16 protein-coding genes are annotated in these 17,360 nt (G+C 66.6%); 7 read left to right on the forward strand and 9 right to left on the reverse strand.

Annotated features, from left to right (window positions below; genetic code table 11):
* Nucleotides 1-5 precede the first annotated feature (5 nt).
* The 3 genes from pmbA (at nt 6) to AO057_RS08605 (ending at nt 3,189) form a co-directional block, all read left to right on the forward strand.
* On the forward strand, nt 6-1,385 hold the full coding sequence (gene pmbA / locus AO057_RS08595) for a metalloprotease PmbA (RefSeq protein ID WP_057675236.1): 1,380 nt from the start codon (nt 6-8) through the stop codon (nt 1,383-1,385).
* 4 nt (nt 1,386-1,389) lie between these two features.
* Nucleotides 1,390-1,656 carry a hypothetical protein gene (locus AO057_RS08600; RefSeq protein WP_240480754.1) on the forward strand — a complete coding sequence of 89 codons (267 nt, stop codon included), beginning with the start codon at nt 1,390-1,392 and terminating at the stop codon, nt 1,654-1,656.
* A 123-nt stretch (nt 1,657-1,779) separates the two neighbouring features.
* On the forward strand, nt 1,780-3,189 hold the full coding sequence (locus AO057_RS08605; RefSeq protein ID WP_168163363.1) for a GGDEF domain-containing protein: 1,410 nt from the start codon (nt 1,780-1,782) through the stop codon (nt 3,187-3,189).
* 26 nt (nt 3,190-3,215) lie between these two features.
* On the opposite strand, the gene AO057_RS08610 is transcribed toward AO057_RS08605, so the two are convergent.
* The 9 genes from AO057_RS08610 to AO057_RS08650 form a co-directional block, all read right to left on the reverse strand.
* On the reverse strand, nt 3,216-4,169 hold the full coding sequence (locus tag AO057_RS08610) for a Bug family tripartite tricarboxylate transporter substrate binding protein (protein WP_082605482.1): 954 nt from the start codon (nt 4,167-4,169) through the stop codon (nt 3,216-3,218).
* Between the two features lie 35 nt (nt 4,170-4,204).
* Nucleotides 4,205-5,770, reverse strand: a complete 1,566-nt coding sequence (garD, locus tag AO057_RS08615; RefSeq protein ID WP_057675239.1) for a galactarate dehydratase — start codon at nt 5,768-5,770, stop codon at nt 4,205-4,207.
* A 10-nt stretch (nt 5,771-5,780) separates the two neighbouring features.
* A complete protein-coding gene (locus AO057_RS08620; RefSeq protein WP_057675240.1) occupies nt 5,781-6,797 on the reverse strand; it encodes a lactonase family protein in 1,017 nt (338 codons plus the stop codon).
* A gap of 44 nt (nt 6,798-6,841) precedes the next feature.
* Complete coding sequence (locus AO057_RS08625) at nt 6,842-7,840, reverse strand: Bug family tripartite tricarboxylate transporter substrate binding protein (protein ID WP_057675241.1); 999 nt, start codon at nt 7,838-7,840, stop codon at nt 6,842-6,844.
* Nucleotides 7,841-7,869: 29 nt separating this feature from the next.
* Nucleotides 7,870-9,165 (reverse strand): glucarate dehydratase family protein, encoded by a 1,296-nt coding sequence (locus AO057_RS08630; RefSeq protein WP_057675242.1) that lies wholly within the window; start codon nt 9,163-9,165, stop codon nt 7,870-7,872.
* A gap of 36 nt (nt 9,166-9,201) precedes the next feature.
* A complete protein-coding gene (locus AO057_RS08635) occupies nt 9,202-10,485 on the reverse strand; it encodes a TRAP transporter large permease (protein WP_057675243.1) in 1,284 nt (427 codons plus the stop codon).
* Complete coding sequence (locus tag AO057_RS08640) at nt 10,485-10,979, reverse strand: TRAP transporter small permease (protein ID WP_240480755.1); 495 nt, start codon at nt 10,977-10,979, stop codon at nt 10,485-10,487. Before AO057_RS08640 ends, AO057_RS08635 begins: the two co-directional genes overlap by 1 nt.
* 94 nt (nt 10,980-11,073) lie before the next feature.
* Nucleotides 11,074-12,042, reverse strand: coding sequence for a TRAP transporter substrate-binding protein (locus AO057_RS08645; protein ID WP_057675245.1), 969 nt, complete (start codon nt 12,040-12,042; stop codon nt 11,074-11,076).
* Nucleotides 12,043-12,082: 40 nt separating this feature from the next.
* Entirely contained in the window at nt 12,083-12,907 is an 825-nt protein-coding gene (locus AO057_RS08650; protein WP_057675246.1) for an NAD-dependent epimerase/dehydratase family protein, read from the reverse strand.
* Between the two features lie 137 nt (nt 12,908-13,044).
* Here AO057_RS08650 and AO057_RS08655 point away from each other — a divergent pair, with 137 nt between their 5' ends.
* From AO057_RS08655 to gudD, 4 genes are all read left to right on the forward strand, one after another.
* The gene (locus tag AO057_RS08655; protein WP_057675247.1) at nt 13,045-13,794 is read left to right on the forward strand and encodes a FadR/GntR family transcriptional regulator; all 750 of its coding nucleotides are present in this window, start codon (nt 13,045-13,047) and stop codon (nt 13,792-13,794) included.
* A gap of 125 nt (nt 13,795-13,919) precedes the next feature.
* Entirely contained in the window at nt 13,920-14,831 is a 912-nt protein-coding gene (gene kdgD, locus AO057_RS08660) for a 5-dehydro-4-deoxyglucarate dehydratase (RefSeq protein ID WP_057675248.1), read from the forward strand.
* A gap of 32 nt (nt 14,832-14,863) precedes the next feature.
* On the forward strand, nt 14,864-15,817 hold the full coding sequence (locus tag AO057_RS08665; protein WP_057675249.1) for a Bug family tripartite tricarboxylate transporter substrate binding protein: 954 nt from the start codon (nt 14,864-14,866) through the stop codon (nt 15,815-15,817).
* A 72-nt stretch (nt 15,818-15,889) separates the two neighbouring features.
* Nucleotides 15,890-17,224, forward strand: a complete 1,335-nt coding sequence (gudD, locus tag AO057_RS08670) for a glucarate dehydratase (protein ID WP_057675250.1) — start codon at nt 15,890-15,892, stop codon at nt 17,222-17,224.
* Nucleotides 17,225-17,360 lie beyond the last annotated feature (136 nt).

Below are 17,360 nucleotides of genomic sequence, written 5' to 3' on the forward strand. Positions count from 1 at the left end.
TTGCCATGAATAAACCCGATCCCCGTGCCGAAAGCGGCTTCAGCTACAGCCGCGCCTACTTCGAAGAACTCGTGGACGCCGCGCTGTCCCACGCCAAAAAGCTCGGCGCCACCGACGCGGGTGCCGAGGCCTCCGAGGGCTGCGGCCTGAGCGTCTCGGTGCGCAAGGGCGAGCTGGAGAACGTGGAGCGCAACCGCGACAAGTCGCTCGGCGTGACCGTCTACCTGGGCCAGCGCCGCGGCAATGCCAGCACCTCCGATTTCTCGCGCGCCGCCATCGAGCAGACCGTGCAGGCGGCCTACGACATCGCCCGCTTCACGGCCGAAGACCCGATGGCCGGTCTGCCCGACGCCGAAGACATTGCCTCGCACGCCGACACGCAGCGCGAGCTGGACCTGTTCCACCCCTGGAGCATCGACAGCGCGCAGGCCGCCGAGCTGGCACGCGTCACCGAGGCTGCGGCCTTCAAGACCGACAAACGCATCACGAACAGCGAAGGTGCCGCAGTGTCGGCCCAGCAGTCGCATTTCTTCAGCGCCCACACGCGCGGTTTCCGCGGGGGTTACCCCAGCTCGCGCCATTCGATCTCGGTCTCGCCGATTGCCGGCAAGGGCGCCGGCATGCAGCGCGACTACTGGTACAGCTCGCACCGCCACCCGGAAGACCTGGCCCTGCCCGAAGCCATCGGCCGGTATGCCGCCGAGCGCGCGCTCAGCCGCCTGAAGTCGCGCAAGATCAGCACCCGCGAAGTGCCCGTGCTGTTCGAGTCACCGCTGGCCGCCGGCCTGCTGGGGGCGCTGGTGCAGGCCCTGAGCGGCGGGGCCCTGTACCGCAAGAGCTCCTTCCTGCTGGACTCGCTGGGCCAGCAGGTGCTGCCGGCGCACATCGACCTGCTGGAAGATCCCTTCCTGCTGCGCGGCAAGGGCAGCTCGCCCTTCGACGAAGAAGGCGTGCGGGTCCAGCCGCGCTCGGTCATCAACGCCGGCCGCGTGCAGGGTTATTTCCTGAGCAGCTATTCGGCGCGCAAGCTGGGCATGAAAACCACCGGCAACGCCGGCGGCTCGCACAATCTGATCCTGAGTTCGCGCCTGACCAAGGCGGGCGACGACCTGGACGCCATGCTGAAAAAGCTGGGCACCGGCCTCTTCGTGACCGAGCTGATGGGCCAGGGCGTGAACTACGTGACCGGCGACTACTCGCGTGGCGCCAGCGGTTTCTGGGTCGAGAAGGGCCGCATCGCCTACCCGGTGGAGGAGATCACCATCGCCGGGAACATGAAGGACATGCTGATGGGCATCACGGCCGTGGGGGCCGATGCCTACAACTACGGTGCCAAGACCGTGGGCTCCATCCTGGTCAACCGCATGAAGGTGGCCGGGAGCTGAAGCGATGAGCACCCAAGGGCCGATGAAGTGGTCGCGCCTGTTTCAGCCGCGCCATCCGCTGTTCTGGATGATCATGGCGCTCAACGGGCTGTCGGCCATGCTCTCGTGGATCGTCCAGAGCAAGCCCCTCAACACCCTGGGGCTGGGCCTGGTGCTGATCTTCCTGCTCGGCAATGCGCTGGTCAGCATGTGGCTGGGCTGGCGGTTGTTGCGCGAGGAGCCGAACCTTCGGGACGAGCGGCAGGCCGGTGGCTCGCCGCCCGGGACCTGAGAGGTCTCACCGGCCTTGCCGGCAAGTTGTAACCACAGCGCGTTCCAGGGCGTCTTCCGGGTGACAGTGCGGATGCTGCACGCTAATATGCGGCGCAGCACCCGTCAAGGGCAAAGGGAGAACATGACTACAGGCCGACCCGGAGAGTTTCCTGTCTGGCGCGCACCCGTGGAGGAATACCCGGAGTTGCTCGTGGGCCGGTCCTCACGTGTCTGGGGCGGCTTGCGGGCCCTGCGCCTGCTGGTCCTGGGCGGCTGGCTGGCGGTCACCCTGCTCGGTTTCATCGGCCCGGGTCTGTCGAGCCCCTATCTCCTGGCCTACCCGGTCCTGCTGGTCTTTTCGGCGTGGGCCCTGGGCGTGGGCTACGGCGTCACCCTGTTTGTCCTGAGTTGCGTGGTCGTCGTGGCGCTGGCCGCGGCGCAGGCCATGGGCCTGCTCGCCCACGCGGGGCCGGGGTCGGTGATATCCGCCGCCGTGACCCTGCTGGTCGTCATGGCGGTGACCATGGTGATGACCCTGGTCCTGCTGCGGGCCTTTCTCGAGCGTTATGCCGGGATGCGACAGCTCCACAGCCAGAACCAGCTGGACCTGCAGGCCGCGCGGGCCCGGGAAACCGACCTGCGTCTCCTGGCCGATCACCTGCCGGGCCTGGTCTTCGAGTGCGATGTGCAGGGCCGCTGCCTTTACGTCAACCAGCGCCTGGCCCTGTTCTTCGGCAAACCCGCGCAGGCCCTGCTGGGCACACCCATGGTCGAGCTGCTGGGTGGTGGCACGGTGCGTGACTTCACGACCTACCAGTCCGCCGTGCTGCGGGGTGACGTGGTCGAGTTCAGCATGCGCAGGATGGCGCCGGACGGCGTCTGGTGCACCGTGGAAGTCACGCTGGTGCCCCGCCAGGCGGCCGACTCCGCGCGCGTGGTCGGCTGGTACGGCATGATCTACGACGTCACCCGCCGCGAGAACGTGGCCCTGGAGCTGCGCGACAAGGCCACCCACGACACGCTGACCGGCCTGCCCAACCGCCTGCTTTTCCATGAGCGGCTCGACCATGCGATCCGCAACGCCCTGCGCCGCAAGAAGTCGGTGGCGGTGATGTTCATCGACCTGGACAACTTCAAGCGCATCAACGACGTGATGGGGCACGCCACCGGGGATCTTTTCCTGCGTGAGATGGCGCGCCGCATCACCGGGGCCATCCGTACCATCGACACGGTGGCGCGGCTGGGCGGCGACGAGTTTGTCGTGCTGGCCGAGGAGGTCGATAACCCGGAGACGGCCGCGCTGATCGCCGACAAGGTGCTGAACGCCTTGCTGCAGCCGATGATGATCGGCCAGGAGAAGGTGTCCGCCGGCGGCAGCATCGGCATTGCCATGGGGCCGCAGGACGGCGACACCGGTGAAGCGCTGCTGCAGGCCGCGGACGCAGCGCTCTACGAGGCCAAGTCGGCTGGCCGCAAGTGCTATCGCATCTTCAATGCCGGCCTCAGTGCGGCGCCGGAAACCGGCGGCTTCAGCCGACCCGCGGCGCTCTGACCACGCCGCCTCGGCTGGGGGTGATCTCAGTCGAGCTTGATCTTGGCCTCGTTGACCACGGTCAACCAGCGGGCGCGTTCCTGCTTGAAGAACTTGTCCTGCTCGTCGGGGCTCATGGTCACGACCTCGGCGCCCTGGGCGGTCAGGCGGCTGCGCACTTCGGGGCTGCGGATGACCTGGATCAGGGCGGCGTTGAGCTTGTCCACCACGGCCTTGGGCGTGCCGGCGGGCACCAGCACCCCTTGCCAGGTGCCCGATTCAAAGCCCTTGAGGCCTTGCTCGGCCAGCGTGGGCATGTTGGCCACCAGGGGCATGCGTGTGGCCTTGGAGATGCCCAGCACCTTGAGCTTGCCGCTCTGCACATGGGGCAGGGTGGCCAGCATGCCGTTCATGGTGACCTGGGTCTGGCCGGCGATGGTGTCGGTCACGGCCTGCACGCCGCCCTTGTAGGGGATGAAGGCCCAGTCGGCCCCGCTGCCGCGTTGCACGGACACGCCCGCGAGATGCGGCGCGCTGCCCATGGCGGTGACGGCAAAGTTGAGCTGCGTCTTCTTGGACAGGGCCACCAGTTCCTGCAGGTTGTTGGCCGGCACTGAAGGATGCACCACCAGCATGTGCGGCGAATAGGCCAGCATGGTCACGCCGCGCAGGTCCTTGGACGGATCGAAAGGCAGCTTGTAGATCGAGGGGCTGATGGCCAGGGCGCCGGTGTCGCACAGCAACAGGGTCAGGCCGTCGGCCTTGGATTTCGCCACCATGTCGGCGCCGAGGTTGCCGTTGGCACCGGCACGGTTTTCCACGATCACGGTCTGCTTGAGCAGGTCCGACAGGGGCTGGCTGATCGAGCGCGCGATGATGTCCGAGGAGCCGCCGGGCGGATAGGGCACGACGATCTTGATGGTGCCGCTCTGGGCGGCGGCGCCCAGGCTCAGGGCCGCGAACAGCGCGGCTAGCCAGGTCTTGCGGAAGGTGGACAGCATGGGAGTCTCCTTGTTTGTGATCAATGGTTCAGTTTTCAAGTGACCGGGGCCGGGTTGAAGAGCACCAGCGCGTTGTGCAGCTTCCACTGCTCGGCCCAGGTCTTCTTCTTGCCACTGGCCACGTCGAGCAGCAGGCGGAAGAGTTCCCAGCCGGCCTCCTCGATGCTCAGCTCGCCGTCGGCCACACGGCCGGCGTTCACGTCCATGAGGTCGTGCCAGCGGCGGGCCAGTTCGGTGCGCGTGGCCACCTTGATCACCGGGCACTCGGCCAGGCCGTAGGGCGTGCCGCGGCCGGTGGTGAAGACGTGCAGGTTCATGCCCGCGGCCAGCTGCAGCGTGCCGCAGATGAAGTCGCTGGCGGGCGTGGCGGCGTAGACCAGGCCGCGTTGTTCACGGGCCAGCTTGTTGCCGGGCGAGAGCACGTGGGCGATGGGGGCGGTGCCGCTCTTGATGATGGAGCCCATGGCCTTCTCGACGATGTTCGAGAGGCCGCCGGCCTTGTTGCCCGGTGTGGTGTTGGCGGCGCGGTCCACACGGCCGCGTTCCAGGTACTGGTCGTACCAGCCCAGTTCGCGCACGATGGCTTCGGCCACCTCGGGCGTGGCGGCACGGCTGGTGAGCTGCTCCACGGCGTCGCGTACCTCGGTGTTCTCGCTGAACATGATGGTGGCACCGGCGCGCACCAGCAGGTCGGCCATATAACCCACGGCCGGGTTGGCGGTGACGCCGCTGAAGGCGTCGCTGCCGCCGCACTGCACGCCGACCACCAGCTCGCTGGCGGGCACGGTCTCGCGGCGGCGCGCGTTGAGGCGTTCCAGGTGCACCTGGGCGGTGGCCAGGATCGCATCGATCATGCTCATGAAACCCACGTGCGCGCTGTCCTGCAGGCAGACCACGTCCAGGGCCGGCTCTTCTCCCCGCTTGTCGGCGATGGGGATGCTGCCCGGGGGCAGCAGGCGCTCGGGCTGCAGCTTCTCGCAGCCCAGGCTCACCACCATGACCTCACCACCGAAGTTGGGATTGAGGCTGATGTTGCGCAGCGTGCGGATCGGGATGGGCGCCTCGGGTGCGTCGATGGCCACGCCGCAGCCGTAGGTGTGTTCCAGGCCCACGACGCCGTCGACGTTGGGATACTTGGGCAGCAGTTCCTTGCGGATGCGCTCGACCGCGATCTCGACGACACCGGCCACGCACTGCACCGTGGTGGTGATGGCCAGCAGATTGCGCGTGCCCACCGAGCCGTCGGCATTGCGGTAACCCTCGAAGGTGTAGCCCTCCAGCGGCGGCAGCGGGGCCGGCTTGACCGTGGCCATGGGCAGGCCCTGCAGCTCGCGCGCGGCCGGCATGTCCAGCAGGCGCTCGTGCACCCAGCTGCCCGCGGCGATGGCCGTCCTGGCGTAACCGATGGGCACGCCGTAGCGGATCACCGCGGCACCGGCCGCGATGTCGACCAGCGCGACCTTGTGCGCTTGCGGCACCTTGTCGCGCAAGGTGATGCCCTCGTCGGGCAGGGCGGTTCCGGCGGGCAGGCCGCCTTCGTTGGCGACGATGGCCACGTTGTCCGTGGCCTGCATGCGGATGATGATGGGGTGCGCGTTCATACTCAAAGAATCAGGGGCGATCGACGATCTCGATCCAGTTCGGTCCCTTGCCCACGGGGAGCCGGTGGGTGGGGGTCAGGCGGCCGCTGTCGCGGTCGATACCGTACAACGTGACGGAATGCGAGAGCTGGCCGGCCGCGATCAGCCACTGGCCCGAGGCGTCGATCCGGAAACCACGGGGTTGCTGCTCGGTGGGCTGGTGGCCCACCAGTGTGAGCATGCCACTGTCGGGCTCAACGCGCCAGATGGCCAGGGTGCTGGAGTTGCGTTCGCAGGTGTAGAGGAAACGGCCGTCGGGGGTGAGGTGCAGGTCGGCGGCCCAGGCCTTGCCCGTGAAACCGGCGGGCAGCGTGGACCAGTGTTGCTTACGGCTCAGCAGGCCTTTCTGCTGGTCAATGTCCAGCAGCTCGACGCTGGCGTCCAGTTCGCCCAGCACGTAGGCGTGGCGGCCGTTCGGGTGCAGCACCAGGTGGCGCGGGCCGCTGCCCGGGCGTGCTGCCATGGCTGGCGGAACGTTGGGCGTGAGCTGACCGGTGGTCGCGTCGAAACGCCACTGGAAAATTTCATCAGTTCCAAGGCTGGTGATGTAGACGTGGCGGTTGTCGCGAGCGGGAACGGCCGCGTGCGCGTTCTTGCCGTTGGCGATGACCTGCACTGAAGCGGCGGGCTTGCCGTCGACACCGATGGGCGAGATGCTGGCGCGGTGGCCGCCATAGGAGGCGGCCAGCAACCAGCGCCCGCTGCGGTCGGTGGCGATCCAGGCCATGCTGTCGGGTAAGGCCGCGCTGGCCAGGGGGCTGAGCTGACCCGTGGCGCCGTCGATGGTGAAGGCCGCAGCCGTGTAGGGCTCGGAGCGCAGGGCCACGTAGAGTTTCTTCTGGTCGGGGCTCAGCGCCAGGGGCATGGCCATGCCGCCGACCGGCAGGGTCTGGAGGGCGCGCAGGGTGCCTGCGCGCTTGTCCAGTTCCAGCACGCTGATCTCGCGGCTGTCGGCGTTGGACACATAGACGGTGGCCAGCGGGCTCATGGCTTGATTACTGAAGAAGTGGGAGACAGTTGCATCCGTGACGATCAATCGGCCTTGATGCCCGCTGCCTTGATCACCTGGGCCCACTTGGCGACCTCCGCTTTCTGGTAGGCGCCGAGCTCGGCGGGCGTCATGCTGGAGGGCACCATGCCGAAGCCCTTCAGGCGCGCCTGGACCTCAGGCGTGGCGACGATCTTCATGATCTCCGCGTGCAGGCGATCGACAATGGGTTGGGGTGTGCCCGCCGGCGCGAACACGGCCTGCCAGGAACCCATGTCAAAGCCTTTCTGGCCGGCCTCCGCGATGGTGGGCACGTCGGGCAGCGACTCCAGGCGCCTGGAGCTGCTCACGGCGATGGGGCGCAGCTTGCCGGACTGGATGTGGGGGCCGACGATCAGCACGGTGTCGAACATCATGTCCACCTGGCCGCCGATCACGTCCTGCACGGCCGGACCGCTGCCCTTGTAGGGCACGTGCGTGAATTTCACACCCGACTGGTAGGCCAGCAGTTCCAGCGCCATGTGCGGCGAGGTGCCGGTGCCTGGCGAGGCCGAGGACAGGCCGCCCGTTTTGGCCTTGCTGCCAGCGAGCACGTCGTTGAGTGTCTTGTAGGGGCTGGAGGCGGGGACCACCAGCACCAGCGGGCCCGAGCCCAGCATGGCCACGGGCACAAAGGACTTGATGGGGTCGTAGTCGATCTTGGCGTACAGGCTCACATTGATGGCATGTGAGCTGATGGTGCCGCCCATGATGGTGTAGCCGTCGGCGGGCGCACGCGCGGCGATGGCCGAACCCACGCTGCCGCCCGCGCCGCCCTTGTTGTCGATGACGACCGGCGTACCCAGCGCCGTGCCCAGGGGCTGGGCGATCAGACGCGCCAGGGTGTCGGTATTGCCACCGGGTGCAAAGGGCACCAGGTAGGTGATGGCCTTGCCCGTGGGCCAGCTGCCTTGCGCGATGGCGGGTTGGGACGTGGCGAGGGCCCCGCCCAGCAGCAGGGCGCTGGCAGCGAGGGAGCGACGGATCAGCGAGGGGCGTTGCATGGGGGTCTCCTGGGTTGAACCGAAGGTATTCAGTAGCGGGGCTGGATGCCCGTGAAAGCCGGGTCGTACTTCTGCATCTGCGCCAGGTCATTGCGGTTGCGGATGCCGCAGCGCAGATAGTTGTCGTGCAGACGGGCCAGGGCGGTGCGGTCCAGGGTCACACCCAGGCCGGGGCCGGTGGGCACGCGCAGGCTGCCGTTTTCGAACTTCAGGCGGCCGCCCTGAATCACTTCCTCGTCCTGCCAGGGGTAGTGGGTGTCGCAGGCATAGGTCAGCAGCGGCACGCTGGCGCAGAGGTGGGTCATGGCCACCAGGCTGATGCCGAGGTGCGAGTTGCTGTGCATGGACAGGCCCAGGCCGAAGGTGCGGCACAGGGTGGACAGCCTTTGTGTGGCGCGCAGGCCGCCCCAGTAGTGGTGGTCGCTGAGCACGATCCTGACGGGACAACCCATGTCCGCGTTGCGGCGGAATTCGGCGAAGTCGGTCACGACCATATTGGTGGCCAGGGGCACCTCACATTCGCGCGCCACGGCGGCCATGCCGTCCAGGCCGGGGGCCGGGTCTTCGTAATACTCCAGCACACCACGCAGCTGCTGCAGGATCTTCAGGCTGGTGGTCACGCTCCAGTTGGCGTTGGGGTCGATGCGCAGCGGCGTGCCGGGGAAGGCTTGGGCCAGCGCCAGGATGCCGGCGGCCTCCTCTCCGGGTAGCAGCGCGCCGGCCTTGAGCTTGATGCTCTGAAAGCCGTACTGCTCGATCATGCGCTGCGCCTGTGCGACGAGCTGTGCAGGCGTGAGCGCCTCCCCCCAGGGATCCGGGGCGTAAGGCTTCTCGATGTGTTCGGCGTACTTGTAGAACAGGTAGGCCGAGTAGGGTACGCGGTCGCGCGCCGCACCGCCCAGCAGATCGACCACGGACGCGTTGGCGAGCTGGCCTTGCAGGTCCATCATCGCCACCTCGAAGGCGCTGACGACCTTGGCCACGGTCTTGGACACATGGGTGCCGGGTGCCAGCGAGACCTGCTGGGTCAGGAATTCCGAGGGGGTCTGGGCCGGTGGCGTGACCAGCGCCGCCACGCGTGTTTCCATCTCGTTCAGGGCCCAGGGCGACAGGCCCTGCAGCGCGGGTGCGGCCTTGGCCAGCGCCTGCAGCATGGGCAGGTCGCCGTAGCTTTCGTTGATGCCGACCAGACCCGAGGCGGTCTCGATTTCGATGATGGAGCGCAGCGCCCAGGGCTCGTGGATGCCCGCCGCATTGAGCAGCGGCGGATCGCGGAAGGCGATGGGCGTGATGCGGACGTGCCGGATGGCGTGCGAGGTGCTCATGGCGAGGCCGGTGCGCTGATCATCATTGCCGCGGGTTCACTTCAGCAGCAGGTTGGGCAGCCACAGGCTGATGGCGGGGATGAAGGTCACCATGCCCAGCACGAGCAGCAGCGCGATGAAAAACGGTGTCATGGCCTTGACGACCTTTTCGATCGGCAGCCGGGCCACGGCGCTGCCGACGAAAAGCACACCACCCACCGGCGGGGTGAGCAGGCCGATGCCCAGGTTCACCATCATGATCATGCCGAAGTGCACCGGGTCGATGCCGATGCTCAGGATGACCGGCATCAGGATGGGCGTCATGATCAGGATCAGCGGCGCCATGTCCATCAGCGTGCCCAGGGCCAGCAGCAGCACGTTGATCAGCAGCAGCACGACGGTCTGGTTGGACGACAGGCTGGTGATCGCTGCGGTGATCTGCTGCGGGATCATCATCAGCGTCATGACATAACCGAAAGACGCGGCGAAACCGATCAGGATCATCACGATGGTCAGGGTCTTGACCGTGCGGTGCACCAGCTTGGGCAGGTCGCGCCATTTGTAGTCGCGGTAGATGCACATCGTGACGAAAAAGGCCCAGAGCACCGCGATCGATGCGGACTCGGTGGCCGTGAACACGCCGGTCAGGATGCCGCCCAGGATGATGACCATGGTCATCAGGCCCCAGAGTGCGTCCACGCAGATCTTCAGGGCCTCGCGCAGGGGGATGCGGCGGCCGGCCGGGAAGTTGCGCTTGCGGGCGATGAACAGGCACATGATGGCCAGCGTCAGACCCAGCAACAGACCCGGCAGCACACCGGCCAGGAAGAGCGCGGCAATGCTCACCGAGCCGCCCGCCGCCAGCGAGTAGATCACGGCGTTGTGGCTGGGCGGGATCAGGATCGCCTGCACGCTGCCGCTGACCGTCACGGCGGTCGCGAAGTCGCGCGGGTAGCCCTTCTTCTCCATCTCCGGGATCAGCACCGAGCCGATCGAGGCCGTGTCGGCCATGGACGAGCCCGAGATGGCGCCGAAGAAGGTGGAGGCCAGGATGTTCACCAGCGACAGGCCGCCGCGGATGAAACCCACCAGCACCTCGGCGAAGGCGACCAGGCGGCGGCTCATGCCGCCTTCGGCCATGATGGCGCCGGCCAGCACGAAGAAGGGGATGGCGAGCAGGGAGAACTTGTTGACCCCGGCGGCGATCTGGATCATGACCGCGTCCAGAGGGATGTCGATCCACCAGGCGCCGACGAGTGCGGCCAGACCCATGGCGTAGGCCACGGGCATGCCGATGATCATCAGGCCGAAGAAGGTCCCGAGCAGAATGAGGGCGTCCATCAGGTGTTTCCTTCCCGGTCGTAGGTGACGATAGCGCGCTCAGCCTGGCTGCCGCAGCTGATGTGTTCGATGACAAAGAGGGCCGTGATCAGCCCGCCGATGGGCACGGGCGTGTAGGTCAGGCCGACCGGAATGAAAGGCAGTTCACCGATGTTCTGGCCCCAGGTGGCCAGGCACAGCCGGGTGCCGTAATACAGCATGAACAGTGCCACGCTCAGCATCATCAGGTGCACGAAGCCGGCCAGCGGGCGCTTGAGGCTTTGCGGCAGACGATCCGTGACCATGGCCACGGCAATATGCGCGCCGGCGCGATAGCTCACGGCGGCGCCGAGGAAGGTGAAGACCACCATCAGCAGGATGGAGACAGGTTCGGGCCACTGCGAGCCGGTGCCCAGCACGTAGCGTGTGAAGATGCCCCAGGGGATGATCAGGGACATGACGGTGATCGCGATGCCGGCCACCCACAGGCAGGCCAGGTACAGGACATCGTTCAAGGCGTGGAAGCGTTCTTGCATCGGGAGTGGCTCAGAGGTAAACAAAAAAGCCGCCGCACAGGGCGGCGGCCTGTCTGGGGATTCCGGGAGGGAATCAGTTCACGGCGGCGATCTTCTTCAGCAGGTCGGCGTAGTTGGCGCCGTACTTGGCACGCACGGGGGCCGTGGCTTCAAAGAAGGGCTTGTTGTCGATGTTGATGAACTCGACACCGGCGGCCTTGAGCTTGGCGGAGTGTTCCTCCACGCTCTTGTCCCACAGCACACGCTGGTCCAGCTGCGCTTCGCGGCCCAGCTTCTTCACCAGCGCCTGGTCGGCGGCGCTGAGCTTGTCGAACGACACCTTGGACATCACCAGGATCTCGGGGATGATCAGGTGGTTGGTCTGGGTGTAGTACTTGGCGCCGGCCGAGTAGTGGTTGCTGGTGAACATGGATGGCGGGTTGTTCTCGGCGCCGTCGATCACGCCGGTCTGCAGCGCGGAGAAGACCTCGCCGTAGCCCATGGCGATGCCGTTGCCGCCCATGGCGTTCATGGTGTCGACGAAGAGCGGGTTGCCCATCATGCGGATCTTCTGGCCCTTGAGGTCGGCGGGGCTGCGCACCGGCTTCTTGGTGTACAGGCTGCGGCTGCCGCCGTCCATCCAGCCCAGCGCCACCAGCTTGGCGGGGCTGGCGCTGACCTTGGCCATCAGTTCGTCACCGACGGCGCCGTCGATCACCTTGCGCATGTGCGGGATGTCGCGGAAGACGAAGGGCATGTTGAAGACGTTGACTTCGGGCACCACCGGGCCGATGACACCCAGCGAGATACGCGCGATCTGGATGGCACCCAGCTGTGTCTGCTCAACCACTTCCTTTTCCTGGCCGAGCACGGCGCCGGGGAACATCTGCACCTTGATGCGGCCGTTGGTGGCGGCTTCCAGTTTTTTGCCCATCATCTCGACGGCCACGACGGTGGGGTAACCGGCGGGGTGGGTGTCGCTGGCCTTGAGGGTCTGGGCCTGGGCGGCCAGCGGTAGCGTGGCGGCGAGGGCCAGCGCGAGGAGGGTGCGGCGAATTTTCATGGTTTTGTCTCCTGGGTGGTTGAAACGGGGCGAGGGGAAATCAGTTTTCGAAAGGGCCTTGCTTGACGAAGCCGCCGCCCTGGTAGATGGCGACGGGGTCCGTACCATCGATGCGGGGCTGGCGGGCTTCGACCGCGGCGCGGAAGCGCTCCGAGCTGTCCTGCGGGCGGTAGCCGATGTGGCGGGCCGTGCTGTTGTCATACCAGGCCGTGGCGTTGTCGCTGATGCCGTAGACGATGCTGTGACCGACGATGGGCGCGGTCAGGGCGGACATCACCAGGCGCTCCAGATCGTCGTAGCTCATCCAGCTGGCCAGCATGCGCCGGTCTTTGGGTTCGGGGAAGGAGGAGCCGATGCGCAGGGAGACGGTCTCGATGCCGTAGCGGTCCCAGTAGAACTGGGCCAGGTTCTCGCCGAAGGCCTTGGACAGGCCGTAATAGCTGTCGGGGCGCATGCGCACCTCGGAGTCGATCACCTCGTCCTGGCGGTAGAAGCCCGTCACATGGTTGGAGCTGGCGAAGACGATGCGCCTGGCGCCGTGGCGGCGCGCGCCTTCGTACACATGGTAGGTGCCCAGGATGTTGGCAGGCAGGATCTGTTCGAAGGAAAACTCGGTCGAGATGCCGCCCAGGTGCACCACCGCATCGACGCCTTTGAGCAGGGCATCCACGGCGCCTTTGTCTTCCAGGGCCGCGGGCATGACCTCTTCGCCGGGGCCGGCCTGGCCCAGTTCCGCGATGTCCGACAGGCGCAGCACATCACAGTAGGCCTTGAGGCGTGAGCGCAGTTCCCGGCCCAGGCCACCGGCGGCGCCGGTGAGCAGGAGTCGGCTGAAACGAAGAGGGGTGGCGTGGGCGGTCGGCATGAAAATCTTGGGGCAGGTGCTGGGGTGGATCGGCTACAGTGTTGTTATGACTTGCTTTTTGTCATCAGTTGTCATACAACTATCTTCCTTGATGCGAGCCGCTCTTGTCAATCTCAAAACACCTGGGGTAAACCCTGATGAGCTCTAGTTTTCCCTTGCCCACCCGTCGCCGGCCCCGCACGCTGGCGCTGGAACTCGTCGATTCCCTGGGCGACCGGATCCGCGACGGCCGCATCGTTCCCGGCGACAAGTTGCCGACCGAGGCCGCCATCATGGAAGAGTTCGGCGTGAGCCGCACCGTGGTGCGCGAGGCCATCTCCAAGCTGCAGGCCTCGGGCCTGGTGGAGACGCGCCACGGCATCGGTACCTTTGTCGTGGGCCTGGGGGATGGTGCGGCTTTCCGCATTGCCCCGGAACAGATCGCCACCCTGCATGACGTGATCGCCGTGCTGGAGCTGCGCATCGGCCTGGAGACCGAGGCCGCCGCCCTGGCCGCGGCGCGCCGCACCGAGCGCAACCTGGCGGAAATGCGCTCGGCGCTCGATGCCTTCGCTGCCGCCCTGGCCGAGGGGCGCGATGCCGTGGGCCCCGACTTCCAGTTCCACCAGGAAGTGGCGCGCGCCACGCAGAACCCCCACTTCGCCGAGCTGATGAGCACCCTTGGCGCCATGATCATTCCGCGCGCCCGTCTGGGGGCGGCCGAGGGCGTCAGCGAGGCCCAGCGCAGCTACCTGCTGCGTGCCAATGCCGAGCACGAGAACATCTTCGATGCCATAAGCAACCGGGATTCGGATGCGGCCCGCGCGGCCATGCGCACCCACCTGGCCAACAGCCGGGAGCGCCGTCGCCGTGCGGCCGTGCTGTCGGCCGACCAGGCCGGCAAGTAACTTTCCTGGTCTTTTCCGGGGTCTGAGGGCCGAAAGGGTCTTTGACAAGACGGCTCTATGTTGTATGATGACTGACAACAAAAGGTCGAGCAGATCTTTTGGGCCATGACCTTCGGAGACTCCTCATGCACCCCCAAGAACTCAAAACCATCATGTCCAGCGGACTGCTGTCCTTCCCGCTGACCGACTTCGATACGCAGGAAAACTTCAACCCCAAGGGTTACGCCGCCCGCCTGGAATGGCTGGCCCCCTACGGCGCCAGCGCCTTGTTCGCGGCCGGCGGCACCGGCGAATTCTTCTCGCTGACGGGTGAGGAATACGCCCGTGTCATCAAGACGGCCGTGGACACCTGCCGCGGCAAGGTGCCCATCATCGCGGGCGCCGGCGGCCCCACGCGTTTTGCCATCCAGTGCGCGCAGGAAGCCGAGCGCGCCGGTGCCCACGGCATCCTGCTGCTGCCGCATTACCTGACCGAAGCTGGCCAGGAAGGCCTGATCGCCCACGTTGAGCAGATCTGCAGGAGCGTGAAGTTCGGTGTCATCGTCTACAACCGCAACGTCTGCCGCCTCACGCCCGAATCCTTGGCCATCCTGGCCGATCGCTGCCCCAACCTGATCGGCTTCAAGGACGGTATCGGTGACATCGAACTCATGTCCTCCGTCTACATGAAGATGGGCGACCGTTTCGCCTACCTGGGCGGCCTGCCCACGGCCGAGGTCTATGCCGCGGCCTACAAGGCCCTGGGCACGCCGGTGTATTCCTCGGCGGTGTTCAATTTCATCCCCAAGACCGCGATGGACTTCTATCACGCGGTGGCCAAGGACGACATGGCCACGCAGCACCGCCTGCTGCGTGATTTCTTCATGCCCTACCTGCAGATCCGCAACAAGGGCCAGGGGTATGCCGTGAGCATCGTCAAGGCCGGCGCCAAGCTGGTCGGCCACGATGCCGGCCCCGTGCGCGCGCCGCTGACCGACCTGAAAGCGGCCGAGATGGAAGAATTGGCCGCGCTGATCAAGAAGCTGGGCCCGCAGTAAATCCGTTCCCCATCACAACGAAGGAGACCCCCATGAAAAAGTTTCTGTCCCTGCTGGTACTGACCGCTGCCACCTGCAGCGCCTGGGCCTGGCCCGACAAGCCCGTCACGCTGCTCGTGCCCTTCCCGCCGGGCGGCTCGACCGACCTGATCGCCCGCACCCTGGCGCCCAAGCTGCAGGAGAAGCTGGGCGGCAGCTTCATCGTCGACAACAAGGCCGGCGCGACCGGCACCATCGGCGCCGGCATCGTCACGCGTGCGGCCCCCGATGGCCACATGCTTTTCGTGTCCTCGCTCGGCCCCTTCGTGATCGCGCCGCACCTGCTGACCTCGGTGCCTTACAACGCGCTCACCGATTTCGACTACATCACGGTGGCCGTGCAGGCCCCCAATGTGCTGGTGGTGCCGGCCGCTTCGCCGCACAAGACCATGGCTGAGGTGATCGCCTACCAGAAGGCCAACCCCGGCAAGATGACCTTCGCCTCCTCGGGCAACGGCAGCAGTGACCACCTGACGGCCGAGCTGTACTGGCAGCAGACCGGCACCAGCGGTGTGCACGTGCCCTACCGTGGCGGCGGTCCGGTGATGACTGATCTGCTGGGCGGCCAGGTCGATTCCTCCTTCATGAACATCAACACCGCCATGCCGCAGATCCTGGCCGGCAAGCTGCGCGCCCTGTCCATCACCAGCGCCCAGCGCTCGCCCCTGCTGCCCAACGTGCCCACGCTGGAAGAACTCGGCATCAAGGAAGCCAACGTCTACTCCTGGCAGGCCATCGCCGCGCCCAAGGGTCTGCCGGCTGACATCAAGGTCAAGTTGCACGCGGCCATCGTCGCGGCCCTGAACGATCCGTCCGTCAAGCCCAAGCTGCTGGACCTCGGCTTTGAGATCGTGGCCAACACGCCTGCGCAGTTCACCGCCTTCCAGGCCGCCGAATTCGCCCGCTGGAAGAACCTGATCTCCAGCCGCAAGATCACGGCCAACTGAGCCCGGCCCAGCACCCGCTCCCGACGACCATGGTCAGGGGCGGGTTCCTTTTTTTGTTTTACGCTCCAGCCCATGCCCAACGTCTCGACCCCCCTCGTCACCGAACTGCGCGTCATCCCCGTTGCCGGCCGTGACGGCATGCTGCTCAACCTCAGCGGCGCCCATGCGCCATTTTTCACGCGCAACCTGCTGATCCTGCGCGATAGCTCGGGCCACACCGGCGTGGGCGAGGTGCCCGGCGGCGAGAAGATCCGCCAGACCCTGGAAGACGCACGCGCGCTCGTCGTGGGCCAGCCCATCGGCGCCCATCAGCGCGTGCTGCAGCAGGTGCAGCAGCAGTTTGCCGACCGCGATGCCGGTGGCCGTGGCCTGCAGACGTTTGATTTGCGCACCACCATCCACGCCGTGACGGCCGTCGAGTCGGCCCTGCTGGACTTGCTGGGCCAGCATCTGGATGTGCCTGTGGCTGCCTTGCTCGGCGAAGGCCAGCAGCGTGATGCGGTGGAGATGCTGGGGTACCTCTTTTTCGTCGGCGATCGCAGGAAGACCGATCTGCCGTACGCGAGTGAGCCGGGCGCCGACAACGACTGGTTCCGCCTGCGCCACGAAGAGGCCATGACGCCCGAGGCCGTGGTGCGCCTGGCCGAAGCGGTGCGCGAGAAATACGGCTTCAACGATTTCAAGCTCAAGGGCGGTGTGCTGCGCGGCGACGAAGAAGTCGACGCTGTGACCGCGCTGCACGAGCGTTTCCCGCAAGCGCGTGTGACCCTGGACCCCAATGGCGGCTGGCTGCTCAAGGACGCGATCCGCCTGGGCCAGCGCATGCGCGGTGTGGTGGCTTACGCCGAAGACCCCTGCGGTGCCGAAGACGGCTTTTCAGGCCGCGAGGTCATGGCCGAATTCCGCCGTGCCACGGGCCTGCCCACTGCGACCAATATGGTGGCCACCGACTGGCGCCAGCTCACGCACGCGCTCTCGCTGCAGAGCGTGGACATCCCGCTGGCCGATCCGCATTTCTGGACCATGGCCGGCTCCGTGCGCGTGGCCCAGACCTGCCGTGACTGGGGCCTGACCTGGGGCTCGCACTCCAACAACCACTTCGACGTCTCGCTGGCCATGTTCACGCACGTGGGCGCGGCCGCGCCCGGCAAGGTCACGGCCATCGACACGCACTGGATCTGGCAGGACGGCCAGCGCCTTACGAAGGAACCGCTGCAGATCGTGGGCGGCCACGTGCAGGTGCCCAGGAAACCCGGCCTGGGTGTGGAACTCGACATGGCCGAGGTCGAGAAAGCGCACCAGCTCTATCTGCAGCACGGCCTGGGTTCGCGCGACGACGCCACGGCCATGCAGTACCTGATCCCCGGCTGGAAGTTCGACAACAAGCGTCCCTGCATGGTGCGCTGATTTCCCGAGATAAATATGAGCACCCACTTTTCTTCCTACAACGCACGCACCGGCGAGGTGCTGGGCACCCTGACAGCATCGACCCCGGCCGATATCGACGCGGCTGCCAACGCCGCGGCCGCCGCCCTCCCCCCCT

The organism is Curvibacter sp. PAE-UM, assembly GCF_001432305.1.
In the GTDB taxonomy this organism is placed as follows: domain Bacteria; phylum Pseudomonadota; class Gammaproteobacteria; order Burkholderiales; family Burkholderiaceae_C; genus Hylemonella.

Coding starts and splice junctions, on each gene's coding strand:
- pmbA (WP_057675236.1), top strand. CDS start 6: ATGAATAAACCCGATCCCCGTGCCGAAAGCGGCTTCAGCTACAGCCGC.
- AO057_RS08600 (WP_240480754.1), top strand. CDS start 1,390: ATGAGCACCCAAGGGCCGATGAAGTGGTCGCGCCTGTTTCAGCCGCGC.
- AO057_RS08605 (WP_168163363.1), top strand. CDS start 1,780: ATGACTACAGGCCGACCCGGAGAGTTTCCTGTCTGGCGCGCACCCGTG.
- AO057_RS08610 (WP_082605482.1), bottom strand. CDS start 4,169: ATGCTGTCCACCTTCCGCAAGACCTGGCTAGCCGCGCTGTTCGCGGCC.
- garD (WP_057675239.1), bottom strand. CDS start 5,770: ATGAACGCGCACCCCATCATCATCCGCATGCAGGCCACGGACAACGTG.
- AO057_RS08620 (WP_057675240.1), bottom strand. CDS start 6,797: ATGAGCCCGCTGGCCACCGTCTATGTGTCCAACGCCGACAGCCGCGAG.
- AO057_RS08625 (WP_057675241.1), bottom strand. CDS start 7,840: ATGCAACGCCCCTCGCTGATCCGTCGCTCCCTCGCTGCCAGCGCCCTG.
- AO057_RS08630 (WP_057675242.1), bottom strand. CDS start 9,165: ATGAGCACCTCGCACGCCATCCGGCACGTCCGCATCACGCCCATCGCC.
- AO057_RS08635 (WP_057675243.1), bottom strand. CDS start 10,485: ATGGACGCCCTCATTCTGCTCGGGACCTTCTTCGGCCTGATGATCATC.
- AO057_RS08645 (WP_057675245.1), bottom strand. CDS start 12,042: ATGAAAATTCGCCGCACCCTCCTCGCGCTGGCCCTCGCCGCCACGCTA.
- AO057_RS08650 (WP_057675246.1), bottom strand. CDS start 12,907: ATGCCGACCGCCCACGCCACCCCTCTTCGTTTCAGCCGACTCCTGCTC.
- AO057_RS08655 (WP_057675247.1), top strand. CDS start 13,045: ATGAGCTCTAGTTTTCCCTTGCCCACCCGTCGCCGGCCCCGCACGCTG.
- kdgD (WP_057675248.1), top strand. CDS start 13,920: ATGCACCCCCAAGAACTCAAAACCATCATGTCCAGCGGACTGCTGTCC.
- AO057_RS08665 (WP_057675249.1), top strand. CDS start 14,864: ATGAAAAAGTTTCTGTCCCTGCTGGTACTGACCGCTGCCACCTGCAGC.
- gudD (WP_057675250.1), top strand. CDS start 15,890: ATGCCCAACGTCTCGACCCCCCTCGTCACCGAACTGCGCGTCATCCCC.